Source organism: Planktothrix mougeotii LEGE 06226 (genome assembly GCF_015207485.1).
Taxonomy (GTDB): Bacteria; Cyanobacteriota; Cyanobacteriia; order Cyanobacteriales; family Microcoleaceae; genus Planktothrix.
This window is the reverse complement of the sequence record NZ_JADEWU010000043.1, coordinates 31,610-47,518: the sequence shown is the minus strand read 5'-3', so window position 1 is coordinate 47,518 and position 15,909 is coordinate 31,610. Positions and strand designations below refer to the sequence as shown.

Annotated in this window: 9 protein-coding genes; 2 read left to right on the top strand and 7 right to left on the bottom strand. The window is 44.1% G+C overall.

Going from position 1 to position 15,909, the window contains the following annotated elements; genetic code table 11:
• Positions 1 to 466 precede the first annotated feature (466 nt).
• Entirely contained in the window at positions 467 to 1,051 is a 585-nt protein-coding gene (locus IQ236_RS17355; protein ID WP_193870452.1) for an Npun_F5749 family FMN-dependent PPOX-type flavoprotein, read from the top strand.
• Between the two features lie 49 nt (positions 1,052 to 1,100).
• Here the strand turns inward: IQ236_RS17355 and IQ236_RS17350 are convergent, their stop codons facing one another.
• Positions 1,101 to 1,487, bottom strand: a complete 387-nt coding sequence (locus IQ236_RS17350; RefSeq protein ID WP_193870451.1) for a hypothetical protein — start codon at positions 1,485 to 1,487, stop codon at positions 1,101 to 1,103.
• A gap of 161 nt (positions 1,488 to 1,648) precedes the next feature.
• The gene (locus IQ236_RS17345) at positions 1,649 to 3,052 is read right to left on the bottom strand and encodes a protein adenylyltransferase SelO (RefSeq protein WP_193870450.1); all 1,404 of its coding nucleotides are present in this window, start codon (positions 3,050 to 3,052) and stop codon (positions 1,649 to 1,651) included.
• A gap of 275 nt (positions 3,053 to 3,327) precedes the next feature.
• Between IQ236_RS17345 and IQ236_RS17340 the strand changes: the two genes are divergently transcribed.
• Positions 3,328 to 3,804, top strand: a complete 477-nt coding sequence (locus tag IQ236_RS17340) for an ankyrin repeat domain-containing protein (RefSeq protein ID WP_193870449.1) — start codon at positions 3,328 to 3,330, stop codon at positions 3,802 to 3,804.
• Between the two features lie 54 nt (positions 3,805 to 3,858).
• Here IQ236_RS17340 and IQ236_RS27815 read toward each other — a convergent pair whose 3' ends face one another.
• The 5 genes from IQ236_RS27815 to rpsT all read right to left on the bottom strand — a co-directional run bounded on the left by IQ236_RS27815 (position 3,859) and on the right by rpsT (position 15,688).
• Positions 3,859 to 8,595 carry a DNA-directed RNA polymerase subunit beta'' gene (locus IQ236_RS27815; RefSeq protein WP_228041698.1) on the bottom strand — a complete coding sequence of 1,579 codons (4,737 nt, stop codon included), beginning with the start codon at positions 8,593 to 8,595 and terminating at the stop codon, positions 3,859 to 3,861.
• A gap of 237 nt (positions 8,596 to 8,832) precedes the next feature.
• Entirely contained in the window at positions 8,833 to 10,731 is a 1,899-nt protein-coding gene (locus IQ236_RS17325) for a DNA-directed RNA polymerase subunit gamma (RefSeq protein ID WP_190523724.1), read from the bottom strand.
• Positions 10,732 to 10,820: 89 nt separating this feature from the next.
• Positions 10,821 to 14,240: a DNA-directed RNA polymerase subunit beta gene (gene rpoB / locus IQ236_RS17320; RefSeq protein ID WP_193870448.1), complete on the bottom strand. Its 3,420-nt coding sequence runs from the start codon at positions 14,238 to 14,240 to the stop codon at positions 10,821 to 10,823.
• Between the two features lie 194 nt (positions 14,241 to 14,434).
• A complete protein-coding gene (locus IQ236_RS17315) occupies positions 14,435 to 15,214 on the bottom strand; it encodes a TatD family hydrolase (RefSeq protein ID WP_190523799.1) in 780 nt (259 codons plus the stop codon).
• Between the two features lie 177 nt (positions 15,215 to 15,391).
• A complete protein-coding gene (gene rpsT / locus IQ236_RS17310) occupies positions 15,392 to 15,688 on the bottom strand; it encodes a 30S ribosomal protein S20 (protein WP_072718443.1) in 297 nt (98 codons plus the stop codon).
• Positions 15,689 to 15,909 lie beyond the last annotated feature (221 nt).

Here is a 15,909-nt window from a genome sequence, read left to right as displayed (position 1 = left end):
TCTTAAATAAGGGATAAAAATCCAAATCGTAGTGAGTCCTTTAGGACTCTCTACCCTCTTAAATTAAGTGAAGAAAGCCCTGAAGGGCTTACTACAGGTTATGAACACTGAACCGGGAAAAAATAACGAGAGTATTAGTATTTTAGGGGATTTCTATCCCTAAATTATGGCGTTGAGTGCTATTCTTAAATAAGGGATAAAAACCCAAATCGTAGTGAGTCCTTTAGGACTCTCTTCCCTCTTAAATTAAGTTAAGAAAGCCCTGAAGGGCTTACTACAGGTTATGAACACTGAAGCGGGAACAAATAACTGGAGTATTAGTATTTTAGGGGATTTCTATACCTAAATTATGGCGTTGAGTGCTATTCTTAAATAAGGGATAAAAACCCAAATCGTAGTGAGTCCTTTAGGACTCTCTTCCCTCTTAAATTAAGTGAAGAAAGCCCTGAAGGGCTTACTACAGGTTATGAATGATATTCCAGGTTGGCGTTTATCTTTAACAAGTGCATTACACCGAAATCGCCATTTAGTTTATTCTCGTTATTTCCAATTAGCAACGGTTGGTTTAGAAGGTCGTCCGGCTAATAGAACGGTTGTTTTTCGAGGGTTTTTACCGGAAACCAATCAACTGCAAATAATTACGGATAGTCGCAGTCAAAAAGTTAATCAAATTCAGAATCAGGCTTGGGGAGAAGTCTGTTGGTATTTCCCAGAAACCCGTGAACAATTTCGTCTATTTGGGGAATTAAAATTGATTTCCGATAGCCATCCTGATTTAACCTTAACCACCGCTAGAATAACCCTTTGGCAATTTTTATCAAATGCGGCGAAACAACAATTTTACTGGCCAGATTCTCGCCAACCTCGTTCAGAATCTACCGCTTTTAACCCCCTAGCAATTATTCCCCTTGAACCTCCATCTAATTTTATTTTATTATTACTTGAACCCCAGGAAGTTGATCATTTAGACCTCCAAGGAGAACCTCAAAATCGTACCCTTTATTATTATGATTCTGAACAAGGTTGGTTCACAGAAATTGTTAATCCCTAAACAGGCTGTTAACCGTCAACCGTTAACCGTCAACAGCCCACCTTTGATCTCAATTTCCTCTGGCGGCTTTAACATTGGGTACAGCAGAGCCATAATTGACTCGACACCCCAAATTAAATAAACTAGAACTACATTCTAGGGGAACAACTTGTTCACCTAATAAGGCGCTACAGCTAACATAATTATCATTATTTGTATCTTTCAACACACATTCAATGGGTTTCGCTCCCGAACTTTTTGTCCACAGTTTCATCCCAAATTCTGCAACCCAATGTTGATAAAAGAAAGCCAAAATCCCAATTCCTAACAGCACAATTGCCAGTAATGTAATTCTGACTTTCCAACTACTCAGAATATTCCCCAAAAACCCTTTGATACTGTCCATGATTGATGCAGTCATCGGGGTTGCTGTATCTACAGGTTGATTCTCTGTCATAGTATCGTTCCTCTAAAATAAGGGCTGCTGAGGTTAAATCCGATTTAAGTTTAACGCTCAGGGTCTTACTTTCGTATTTTAACTGACTTTACTGAAGTTCAAACTGGATTTACACCAATAGGTATAGGGATTTTTAGGGACATCCCATTAATATACTAACGCTATTCTGCTTTAATCTTATCTAATAATTGATAAAAAGGTTGCCAATTATCCTCAACGGTAATCGGTTCCCAAATTGCCTCAATTTCAGGACGAACAATCACCACTTGAGGATTATAGTCTTTTAACCGTTGTTTGATTTCATCGAGTTCGGGATAGGATAAAGTTTGTAAATGATGATAATACAGTTGTCGCCAACGATCTAAATGCTGCATGGGTTCAGCGTCTTTTAAAATATTTTGCGGTTCGTCTTGCCATTGCTCACAAAACTGTTCTCGCAGTTGAATAAAAAAGTCATGATAATGAATCAAATTATCTTTAAGTAAATTAATCGTAATTTGCAAAAGTTCTTCCGCTTCTGGTGTGGGAATTTGGGAAAATCCTAAACGATTGATCATCCGTTGACGATAGAAATCTCGATAATACTGTTGAAATAAAGTTAACCCGGTTTGAAGGTCTTCTGAAGGAATGACTAAAGATAATGGTTTTTGTAATAACTCTAAGTTTCCCTCACAAACAAAGGGTTGATTTCCATAACAATATAATCCTCCATAATCAAAATAGGCGGCGGTAAATCGGAGGTTATAGTGAGGCATAAAAGCGTAGGGGCCATAATCGAAACTTTCCCCCGTAATTGACAGATTATCGGTATTTAAGACCCCATGACAAAACCCTGAAGCCATCCATTGTGCGGCTAATTCTGCGACTCGTTTCACTAATTCGGCATAAAATAAAGCATAGCGATCGCGTTCTGATGTTAAATTAGAATAATAATAAGTAATGACATGATCTAACAATTTTTCGATTAAATCCGGTCGTTTAAAATAGTGTAGTCGTTCAAAGGTTCCGAAGCGAATATGAGAGCGACTAAACCGCACCATAACGGATGAGCGAGTCGGGGAAGGTTCATCTCCTCGCCAGAGTTGTTCTCCGGTTTCAATTAAACTTAAACAGCGAGACGTTCTAACTTTCATGCGATGCAACATTTCGGCGGCTAAAACTTCCCGGACTCCGCCTTTTAAGGTTAGTCTTCCATCTGCATTTCTGGAGTAGGGCGTTCTTCCCGATCCCTTTGTGCCAAAATCATATAATTCCCCATCAATTCCCCGCACTTGACCATATAAAAACCCCCGTCCATCTCCCAAATAGGGGTTATATTCTCCAAATTGATAACCGTGATAGCGCATGGCTAATAAGGGTTGCACGGTTTCAAATTTGCCAAAGGCTTCGATAAAATGCTCGTCTGTAACGGTTTCAGGGTTGAGTCCTAACTGGGTTAAAACTGCATCATTACGAAACCGCAGAATATGGAGCCCAAACTCACTGGCTGCTACAACATCGGAATAGTCACCGCCTAACGCCTCAAATGCGGGTTCATAGTCGAGGTGCAGGAACGGATTAGACATAAAATCCCCAATGATAACTTATTGACAATATTAGCCTAATTTTTAAATCCTGTCAATTTCTTATGTTTAAAAATCTTAAATTCCCTATCAGATATCCAGGGATAAATGCTATTATTTTTCATGAATCATTAGCCCTATGGTGCTACGGGAAGCGGGAACAGGGAACAGGGGTAATACTTCTAGCTGTTTCAGATCAGTTTTAAATTATTACAACCTATTTGGGATTGCTATATCTCAATATTTTTAAATAGAAAAATAAAACAGGAGTTAAGTCAATGAGTGAATTAATTAAAGCAATTCAAACGGGAGAAATTGAGAAAGTTCAAGCTTGTTTCAATCAAACCCTTGATCTAAATGCTCAGGATGAAAAGGGAAATACGGCATTAATTACCGCCATTAATTTAGGGCAAAAAGAGATAGTAAAACTATTATTAGAAGCCGGAGCCAATGTCAACAGTAGCGATAATGATGGTTGGACTCCCTTAATGGAAGCCTCAGCGAGTGGCAACTTAGAAATTGTGCAGTTATTATTAGAGTCTGGTGCAGAGATTAACGCTAAAACCAATTTTGATTTAACCGTATTAATGGCAGCCGCAGGAAGCGGACATAAACCGATTGTCGAATTCTTATTAAATCGAGGAGCAGATTTAACCGCTAAAGATCAGAATAGTTGGACAGCTTTAATTTGGGCTGCTTCTGAGAAACATACCGAAGTTGTAGAATACATTAAACAATTTCGAGATCATCATTAAAATAGGGAGTGAAGCGGGCAGGGATACCCGCTTACAATCCACTATCTAACCGTCTTATTCATCCTCATCATCCTCATCATCTTCGTATTCATCATCAATCAACTCATCATCGAGAATAGAGGACAATAAAGGATCATCTTCACTATCTTCATAGAACGCTTTACTGGTTTTACCGGGTTTCGCAGGAGGAGTTTCCCGTTCAAAACTGCTATAAACCCGTGCAGTTTGGTCATCCAAAACCACATCTCGCAGTTCGTCTTCGTCCTCTTCATCCAAATACAAACTGCCATTATCAAAGCCATAGTCAGCACCACCCGCTTCCTCATAGGCATTGAAACCAGTTCCGGCCGGAATCAGACGTCCGATAATCACGTTCTCTTTCAGACCCCGTAACCAGTCGGATTTTCCTTCGATAGCCGCTTCCGTCAAGACCCGTGTGGTTTCTTGGAAACTGGCGGCGGAAATAAAGCTATCGGTATTTAACGATGCTTTGGTAATCCCCAATAACACAGGAGTATATTTCGCTGGAGCGCTTCCAGTAATGGACATGGCATCATTCACCTGTTCCACCTGGCGCAATTCTACCAGTTCTCCAGGTAACATCGTTGTATCCCCGCCATCATCAATCCGCACTTTCGAGGTCATCTGACGGACAATCACCTCAATATGTTTATCGGAAATATCAATCCCCTGAGACTGATAAACGGACTGCACCTCGTTCACCAAGAAGGTTTGACACTGTTGGAAACTGCCCAAGGCCGCATCATACATTCCTTCCCCTTGTTCGAGATAATGATCATAGAACACTTCCAAAATCTCGTGGGGATTAGACGGGCCATCGGTTAGAGGTTGCCCCGCATCTACTTTTTGACCCTCAGAAACTAACGGGGTTTGACCAGAGTTTAAGGGATAATCCGTAACAGTGCCATCGCTTTCGACCACCCGCAGTTCAGCAATATCCTCATCCATCGAGACTTGGGCGGTTCCAGGGCGTCGGGCTAAAATACAAGCTTCCTTGGGTTTACGGGCTTCTAATAACTCTTCAATCCGAGGCAACCCTTGAATAATATCTCCGGTTTTGGCTCGTTCAAACACCAGTAACACCAGGTTATCCCCCCGTTGTACCAAGTCTCCATCCTTAACATGGAGAATTGCACCCGGAGACACCCGGTAAGGACGACCCCGACGCAGTTTGATTTGATTGGCTGCAACCGGAGTGGTTCCGCCGCCCGTAATCTTATCGCCAATCGCAATCACTTGACCGGATTCAGGTAAGGTGAATCCTGGGGCTATTTCCATCCCTGCGACTATCAGTTGACCCAGTTTAACGGTTGGTTGCACCCCTCCCGGCAAGTTAATAGTCATCGTATCCCGTACATTCGCACGCAGCGTGATTGTAATCGGTTTTGTCCACTGTAAGCTAAAGAAACTGCTCAGGAGTTTTGTAAATGGTGGAACCAACTTGGCTAAGTCACCTACCTTGAGAGTGGTACCAACGGCTGCGATTTTGTTACCTTCAAGCGCAATTTCAATTAAGCTATGTAGTCCTTGCTCACCTAAAACAAAACCAACAGTTTCAGCAACATATCCTAACCCAGGAATAAGAATTAACTCTTTTAATTTTCCTGTTAATTCTTTCTTAGGAAGCCCAACAAGAGACATCAGATTACTAAGACCAGTAGCACCCTGATTAATGATCTCGTCTATGAAAACTGATGCTAGGATAGCCAATGCCTTTTTGATAATTGGTATTTGAAAACTAGCAGGCAGCTTGTTGAAAATTGCATCACTAATTGTTTGAATAAGTTCGATCCGAACTGATCCAATTGTCGTTATCGCGCCGACTCCTAGAGGTATTGTTGAAAGAATAGATGCAAAAGAAGAATCAGCAATTGCATTAGCTAATAGATCGGCTAAGAATTCTATTGCTTCAGCCAGTTTATTTTTCCACTCAAGCCCTAAATTGACATGACTAGAGATAGAAACAACCTGCCCAGATATTGGAGATAAAAATCCAGTAGCAATAGGTTGCCCTTCAAGAATATTATCTCCTTCTGTGACTAAAGGAATTGTTCTGACTTGTAATGTCAACTCTTCAGTCTCGCGCACCACCAAACAACGGCGCAGAATTTCCGACCCCGACCGAATCCCCTGAATAATGCCATATTCCTTACACAGAATCTCGGTGCGGGTGACAACGGCCCCTTTCTCAATTTCTAGTCCGTCGTGAACCAGTAACCGCGTCCGGGTGCTTCCCTGAGTCGCATCAGCCGTTACGTCCCGACGAATCACCAAAGATTCTAAAATCACTAACTGTAACCGCATGACATCGGGGCTACTTTCATCAGGAAGTAACTCAATATCAGCCGCTAACTGCGGGGCTTCCGTGCCAATACTAATCACCAACTGGGTTCGCAGGAGTTCCACCCCTTCCACAGAGCGCACCCGTTCCCCATCTTTGTAGGTTAACCGTTGCACGGCTCGTAGAGCAATGGACTCATTTAAAGACTCCTGAGACGGCACGGGTGGGGTTTCGGGAACGCTAAATTCTACAACGGGACGCAACAACAATGCAGGGCCTTCGGGGGTTTCCACATATTCCACATAATGCAAGTCTGGAGAGATAATCCCTGGAATTACCTCTTGACCGGGATTAACAATCTGGCCATCAATCGCCATCACCATTTCCGGGTCATCCACTAAATGTAATTCCCCCGGTTTGATCACGATTTCTCGGAGAATATCATTTTTCTGAGTTACTTCGATCACTCCGTTGGTTTGACAGAAGATATCCTTGACCACTTCGGTTCCGGCTTCTACATACTGTCCATCCTCAGTTAAAAGTAAGGAAATATCCTTATTCACCTCATGGCATTCTTCAGGAATCCATAACAGAGTTCCCCCCTGGGTGACTTCATAACCCTGTTTCCCCTTACCCCGTTTGGCGACTTCCACCCCGGCGTATTTGATAATCCCCCCGGTTTTTGTCCGGTAGCTATCGTCCATGAGTTCCGCAATTACATCATGGTTTTCTACCTTGGAACCGGGACTAACTTTCAGCAAGAAGCGGTGATTACTATTGGTCTCAATAATATATTGTTCCCGTCCCTGCATTTGTACCAACCGCACCAAGGCTTCATCCAGCAGCACAGAGGCGGTAATAATCTCAATTTCACGGGGTAACTCATCGGGGCCAATTTGTTCGCGAATTCGGACTAATCCCCCATGTTCAGAGACGAGTTTGGTTTGGGCGAGAACGCTTCCGGGTTCTACCGAATCTCCGTTTTTCACCGCAGGTTCAGCCCCAGGAGGTAAGTTATAAACTTCTCCCCCTAAAACCCAAATCAGACCCCCCCGTTGGGCGATGCGGGTCATATTTCCTTGACGGTCGGTTTTTTCTTCAGGAACCACATCCGCAAACTTGACTTCCCCAGCCAAATCCGTCGCTACGTCCTTCGTTGCTTTTTCGGTGGTTTTCCGGGCTGTCCGACCTCCGGCGGGAATTTCAGCTAAGATTTGGTCAGCCTTCACCCGTTGACCCTCTTGAACAACAATGGTTGTCCCTTGGGAAAGACTGTGTTTTTCTTGTTTCTTCTCCCCAGTCTCCACCACAATATGGCCATTGCTTTCCACAATGAACGCATCATCTCCGTGACGGGTACGGAAGGGACGGGCGCGTAAGGTTTTCGGGAACTTAACAACTCCATCACTATGGGCGCGAATTACCGCAGCGGCTTCGGCGGTAAACACCCCCCCGGTGTGGAAGGTTCGCATCGTTAACTGGGTTCCCGGTTCGCCAATACTTTGAGCCGCAATAATTCCAATGGCTTCCCCTAAATCCACATTATGACCGTGGGCTAAACTCCAGCCATAGCACGTTTGACAGACAGAGCGGTTGGCTTCACAAGTCAGGGGTGAGCGTAAAAACACCTCCTGAACCCCAGCATCCTGAATGGCGACAGCTAACTCCTCACTAACCGCCTGATTTTTAACCGCCTGTTCCCCTTGATATTCAACAATTTCTCCGGTTTCGGGATGGCGAACATCTTCCCCTAACACCCGACCCATGAGTCGGTCTTTGAGGGGAATTAACACCCGGTCGCCATCGGTCATGCTGCGAATCCGAATTCCCCGTGTTGTTCCACAGTCAATTTCCCGCAGAATCACATCTTGGGAAACGTCTACTAAACGACGAGTTAAATACCCAGAATCGGCGGTTCGCAAAGCGGTATCTACCAACCCTTTCCGCGCCCCATAGGAAGAAATAATATATTCTGTTACCGTTAAACCTTCACGGAAGTTGGTTTTAATCGGTAAATCGATAATTTCCCCTTGGGGGTCAGCCATTAATCCCCGCATTCCCACTAACTGACGAACCTGGGAAATATTTCCCCGTGCGCCAGAGAATGCCATCATATAAACAGAGTTTAACGGATTACTGGCTTTGAAGTTTTCTACCACATGATCTTTTAAGGTTTCGGAAGTACCATTCCAAGTATCAATTACCTTTTGGAAACGTTCAACTTCAGTAATTTCCCCCTTCATATAACGGCGTTCTGTGTTGCGAATTTCTTCTTCTGCTTCTTCTAAGAGCACTCGTTTGGACGGGGGAACTTGTAAATCATCTACACTAATCGAAACCCCAGCTTTTGTGGCATAGCGGAATCCCAAATCCTTTAATTCATCAGCAATTTGGGCGGTTCTGGCTGTACCATGATTCATAAAAGCCCAGGACATTAATTTTTTTAATTGTCCTTTATCAATCACTTGATTCCGAAAGATTTTTTTCATAATAGGGAATAGGAAATAGAACGTAGTAAGCCCTTTAGGGCTGAGAGTCCTGAAGGACTCACTACTGTAGTAAGCCCTTTAGGGCTGAGAGTCCTGAAGGACTCACTACTGTAGTAAGCCCTTTAGGGCTGAGAGTCCTGAAGGACTCACTACTGTAGTAAGCCCTTTAGGGCTGAGAGTCCTGAAGGACTCACTACCGTAGTAAGCCCTTTAGGGCTGAGAGTCCTGAAGGACTCACTACTGATTATTGATGACTGAAAACACGGTTTTATTGAAAATCACCCGTCCTGGGGTGGTACGAATATATTGAGTTAGAATATTACCCTCCTTATCTTCTCGAACTCGACGTAAGAGTTTACCCGTTTTCTTACCCACATAGGTTTTAGTAATTATCCCAGTGAGAGCATCCTCCTGTTCAATATTGACCTGTTCAGCTTCATCGGATAACATTTCTCCGTCAAAGCGTACCATCACATAGGAATGTAACTCTAAAGACCCTTGTTGATAAGCAACAATGACATCCTCCAAATCGGCAAAATAACGCTCTTTTTGATCTTTAAATTTGGGATTTTCTGCGGTTAAATAGTAACATCCCAAAACCATATCCTGACTAGGGGTAACAATCGGTCGTCCCGTCGCTGGAGATAGAATATTATTGGAAGCTAACATTAATAGTCGAGCTTCCGATTGAGATTCAATAGACAGGGGAACGTGAACCGCCATTTGGTCACCGTCAAAGTCAGCGTTAAAAGCTGGACAGACTAACGGATGCAACTGAATCGCCCGACCATCCACTAAAATGGGTTCAAAGGCTTGAATCCCTAAACGGTGCAATGTCGGGGCACGGTTTAACATCACCGGATGTCCTGAAATCACCTCTTCTAAAACATCCCACACACTGGCATCATTGCGTTGAATCAGTTTTTTCGCCGCCTTAATATTATTGACTAATCCTTGACGAATCAAACGATTAATCACAAAAGGTTGGAACAATTCAATCGCCATTTCACGAGGTAAACCGCACTGGTGCATCTTTAATTTTGGCCCCACCACGATGACAGAACGACCCGAATAATCTACCCGTTTTCCTAATAAGTTTTGGCGGAATCGTCCCTGTTTCCCTTCAATAATATCCGACAAAGATTTTAACGGCCGATTATTCGCTCCAACCACCGTTCGACCTCGGCGACCATTATCAATTAAAGCATCAACCGCCTCCTGTAACATCCGTTTTTCGTTACGGATAATAATTTCAGGCGCTAAAATTTCTTGCAATCGAGCTAATCGATTATTGCGGTTAATCACCCGACGATATAAATCGTTTAAATCCGAGGTGGCAAATCGTCCCCCATCCAACTGCACCATCGGGCGTAAATCAGGCGGAATCACGGGAATCACATTCAAAACCATCCATTCTGGTTTAGAACCCGTAGCCACAAAATTATCAATTACCCGCAACCGTTTAATTAATTTGGCACGTTTTTGACCCTTGGCTACGGCAATTTCTTCCCGCAATTTCTCCGCTTCTTCTTCTAAAGGAATATCCTCCAATAAACGAGCAATGGCTTCCGCCCCAATTCCCACTTCAATACCCGTTAAAGTGGATTCTTCACTATAAATTTGGTCTTCAATTTCTAACCAAGTATCTTCAGTTAATAACTGTTTATAAGACAAGCTATCATGGTTGCCTGGATTTAACACCACATAGGCATTAAAATAAACCACTTGCTCCACATCCCGCAATGGCATATCTAATAGAATTGCCATATAACTCGGAATCCCCTTGAGATACCAAACATGGGTAACAGGAGCCGCTAATTTGATATAACCCATGCGATGACGACGGACACGGGATTCTGTCACCTCCACCCCACAGCGTTCGCAGACAATTCCACGATGTCTGACCCGTTTATATTTGCCACAATGACATTCCCAATCCTTGGCAGGGCCAAAAATTCGTTCACAAAATAGCCCGTCCATCTCCGGTTTTAGGGTTCTGTAATTGATGGTTTCGGGTTTTGTAACTTCTCCCACCACTTGACCATTCGGCAGCGTTCTCTCGCCCCACTGACGAATTCGTTCTGGAGACGCTAATCCAATTTTAACGTAATCAAACCGTTGTTCAAGTTTAGCCATGTTTCAGTTATCAGTTATCAGTTATCAGTTATCGTAGGGGCGGGGTACCCCCGCCCGTACCAGTCAACAGTCAACAGTCACAAGATTGATTATTCGTCTTCTTCTTCCACTGAACTACTTAAGTCATAAGTGGGTTTAGCGGGAGCAAAGTTATTCGCAGTGTAGGTCATGCGAGTTGCAGGAATATCAGCCATTAAGTCTACTTCCACATCTCGACTTCCTCCTTCGTCGGTGGTTTCCACTTTATGTACCGCAATATCCAAACACAAAGATTGCAACTCCCGCATCAACACTTTGAAGGATTCTGGTGTTCCGGGACGGGGAATAGTTTTGCCCTTAACAATGGCGTTGAGGGCTTCATTACGTCCCTGCATATCGTCGGATTTGACCGTTAACAACTCCTGCAAAGTATAAGCCGCCCCAAACGCCTCCAACGCCCACACCTCCATTTCTCCAAACCGTTGACCTCCTTGCTGTGCTTTCCCTCCCAAGGGTTGTTGCGTCACCAACGAGTAAGGGCCAGTAGACCGGGCGTGAATTTTATCATCCACTAAGTGAACCAGTTTCAGCATATAGGCAATACCCACCGTCACGGGTTGGTCAAAGGGTTCTCCGGTGCGGCCATCATAAACTAAGGTTTTCCCCGGATAATTTTCATCAAATAACCAATTTTTCTTGGTTTTATCACGGGCTTGGCGTAATTTCGCATGAACGGTTTCCCGTGACATTTCAGACCCGTGCATTTCATCAAAGGGAACGACTTTGAACCGTTTTTTCAGGTTTTGACCCGCCCACCCTAATAAACATTCAAAGATTTGACCAACGTTCATCCGGCTGGGTACACCCAAAGGATTTAACACAATATCCACCGGGCGACCATCGGGTAAATAAGGCATATCCTCAATGGGCAAAATCCGAGACACAATTCCTTTATTTCCGTGTCGTCCGGCCATTTTATCCCCAACTTGGATTTTGCGTTTTTGGGCAACATAGACCCGCACCACCATATTCGCACCGGGGGGAAGTTCATCTCCTTGTTCACGGGTAAACACCCGCACATCCACCACCCGACCTTTCTCACCATTGGGAACCCGCAGGGAGTTATCCCGCACATCCCGTGCTTTTTCTCCAAAAATCGCCCGCAGGAGTTTTTCTTCCGGCGGTTGGTCAGATTCCCCTTTCGGAGTCACTTTCCCCACTAAAATATCCCCAGATTCAACCCAAGCTCCAACGCGGATAATTCCACTCCCATCGAGTTGACGCAGGGAATCTTCCCCAACGTTAGGAATTTCACGGGTAATTTCTTCGGGGCCGAGTTTGGTTTGTCGGGCTTCAATTTCGTATTTTTCAACGTGGATAGAGGTATAAATATCTTGTTGTACCAGACGCTCACTAATTAAAATCGCATCCTCGTAGTTATACCCTTCCCAAGGCATATAGGTCACTAAAATATTGTGACCCAGAGCCAACTCCGCCCCCTCCGTTGAAGAACCATCCGCTAGTACCTGTCCAGCTACCACTTGATCTCCTTCATAAACCAAGGGACGCTGGTTTAAACAAGTATCTTGGTTAGAACGTTGATATTTTTGTAATTCGTACTCGATATAGCCAGCGTATTTTTGCTTCCATACCGAGGGCTGTTTGGTTTTGAGGTCGAGGTCGTCGTATTCGCGAATCAGGAAACTTTCTTCGCTAGAAGTAGACTCGGCATCTACCGACAGGGATTTGACAATAATCCGAGAGCCATCAATATAGCTGACTTCCCCGTCTGTCCGAGACACAATCACCATCCCACTATCACGGGCAGCCTGAGCCTCTAACCCGGTTCCCACTAAGGGCCGTTCAGGACGTAACAAAGGCACAGCCTGACGTTGCATATTAGACCCCATCAAAGCTCGGTTCGCATCATCGTGTTCGAGGAAGGGAATTAAAGAGGTTGCTACAGATACAATTTGTACCGGAGACACCGCCGCATAGTCTACCTGCATGGGAGTTGTCGTGGTGAACTCCTGGCGATAGCGCACTGGAACAATTTCCCCTAAAATTGTCCCCTCGGCATCGGTACTGATATCTCCCGGCGCGACCCGCAAATCGTCTTCCTCATCAGCCGTCATGTACACCGCAGGTAAATCCAGGCGGACTTTGCCATTCTCAACTTTATTATAGGGAGTGGCAATGAATCCGTAGGGGTTGACCCGTGCTAAGGTTGCCAAAGACCCAATTAACCCGGCGTTTGGCCCTTCAGGGGTTTCAATGGGACAAATCCGACCATAATGGCTGGGGTGAATATCCCGCACCGCAAACCCCGCCCGTTCACGGGTTAATCCTCCAGGGCCAAGGGCGGATAAACGACGTTTATGGGTCAGTTCCGCCAAAGGATTCGTCTGATCCATAAACTGCGATAATTGAGAACTACCGAAAAACTCTTTAATCGCGGCAACAAGGGGTTTGGGGTTAACCAAAGACGCAGGAGTTAAAGCATCGGCATCACTTACCGTCATCCGTTCCCGAATAATCCGTTCTAAACGGTTTAACCCGACTCGGACTTGGTTTTGCAGCAGTTCTCCCACCGAACGTACCCGACGATTTCCTAAGTGGTCAATATCATCGGTTTCGCCGATATCGTATTCCAGGTTAACTAAATAATCAATCGCTGCCAGAATATCAGTAGACGTTAAGACCCGTGTGGTGTCGGGAATGGTCAGCCGTAATTTTTTATTGAGTTTATAGCGTCCCACCCGACCCAAATCATAGCGTTTGGCATCGAAGAAACGGTTATTGAGTAACTGTTCCCCTCCGGCTACCGTTGGGGGTTCCCCAGGACGGAGTTTGCGGTACAGTTCCATTAAGGCATCGTCTTCGGTAAATTCTCCTTCCCGTTCAATGGTTTTTTCAAAGTATTCGGGATGGCGTAACGCATCAAAAATTTCGTTATTAGTAAGACCCAAAGCTTTTAATAAAACTTGGGCTGATAGTTTGCGGGTTTTATCAATTCTCACCCACACTAAATCATTTTTATCGGTTTCAAATTTTAACCAAGCCCCTCGGTTAGGAATTAAGGACGCGCTATAAGTCCGCCGTCCGTTTTTATCAATTTCAGATTTATAATAAACCCCTGGACTTCTGACAATTTGGTTAACAATAACTCGTTCAGCCCCGTTGATGATAAAGGTTCCCCGTTCGGTCATCAAGGGTAAGTCTCCAATAAAGACTTCTTGTTCTTTAATTTCTCCTGTTTCTTTATTAATTAAACGAGTCGGAACATACATCTGCACGGCGTAGGTACTATCCCGCCGTTTGGCTTCATCGACATCATATTTGGGGCGCTTGAGTTTATAATCTTTGGCTAAAAAATGCAGTTCCAACTTACCCGTATAGTCGGTAATGGGTGAAAAACTTTCCAACTCTTCAATTAGCCCCGCTTCCAAAAACCAACGAAAGCTTGACCGTTGAATTTCAATTAAGTCAGGAAGCAAGAAAGTAGGTTCGTTGTGGGTTAGATTTGCCATTTATCAGTTATTAGTAATCAGTAATCAGTTATCAGTAATCAGTTGTCAGTTATCAGTGATCAGGTTTTCAGTTATCAATGAAGAGTTAATGGTTGATAGTTAGTCGTTTATAAATGTTAGCTAAAAACCACAAAACTCATAACTGATGACTGATGACTGATAACTGATAACTGTATTAGGCTCTCCGCACGTCTCTACACTGATAATTGAAACAGTTGACAAGCATTATGGGTGGTTTGTTGACAGAGGGTTTCTAGGGGAATGTTCCGCAGTTGAGCAACCGTTTCTGCAACATGACGCACAAAGGCAGGTTCGTTGCGTTTTCCGCGTTTAGGAACAGGGGCTAGAAAAGGACAATCCGTTTCCACTAAAATCCGATTAGAGGGAACTTGACGAGCGCAGTCTTGAATAGCAATCGCTTTTTTAAACGTCACGGTTCCACTAAAGCTGATATACAACCCTAACGCCAAAAACTGCTCTTGTTCTTCCGGGGTTCCTCCCCAACAGTGCATCACCCCAGAAACTGTCCCCCGTTGTTCCCAAAATTTTTGTAAGAGATGAATCAGGGTTGCGGCTGCATCCCGACAGTGAATGATCACAGGTTTATTCAATCGATAGGCAATCTCTAGCTGTTCGGTGAACACCTGGATTTGTTGCTCTCGGTTATCGGCTTTATAAAAATCAAGCCCCATTTCGCCAATGGCAACGACTCTATCATCGGATTGGGCGAGTTGGGTAATGGTTTCCGCCGAGGTAGAATTCCAGAGTTGGCTATCCAACGGATGCAACCCAACAGCAAAGCTGAGTTCAGGGACTTGATTAGCAATATCCTGTATCTCCTGAAATTCTCCAGGATGAACACAAGAATGGACTAAACGAACGACTCCCGCTTCTTGCCATCTCTGTCGAATTGCCTCTAAGTCGGATGCCAATTCTTTAAAATTAATATGAACGTGGGTATCAATCAGTTGCATAGTCTGTATAGTCACAGTAATCAGTTATTAGTTATCAGTAATCAGCAATCCGTTGTTTCGTCCCCGCTTTCTTGTGGGTTCACAATAGACAACTGTTGACGCTTCACTGTTGACTCTTCACGATTGACTGTTGACTCTTCACTGTTTACTGATAACTGTTTACTGATAACTGATGGGTTAGGCAGCAACGGTTTGGTGACGCTTTAAGGCTCTTGCCAAGCGAGATTTTTTGCGTGCACCATTGTTAGGATGCAAAACCCCTTTTTTGACAGCTTTGTCAATTTTACTAAAGGCAGCCGACATTTGTTGATTGACGGCGGCGAGATTATCGGTTGTAGGGTCAGCCCCGTATTTATCAACTGAGGTCAGACATTTTTTCATTAAGGTTTTAACGGCTGACTTGTACGATTTGTTACGCAACCGATTGCGCTCTGCAATTTCGACTCGTTTGACAGCAGATTTAATATTGGCCATAGGTTCTGGTTGAAGAAGACGCAGGTATTCCGATTAGAGATACTAAGTTACAGACCTACTACTATAACATTTATTTTGTCAAATTCAACCCCACTTCCTATGGACTCACAGGAAGCCAAAAAATTCTCGATTCTGGCATTCTAGCAAAAAAAAATCGGTTTCAAGCCCCATCCTAGAAGGACAGCTTTTTATGCTATACTCAATGGGGTATGTATCCCCTG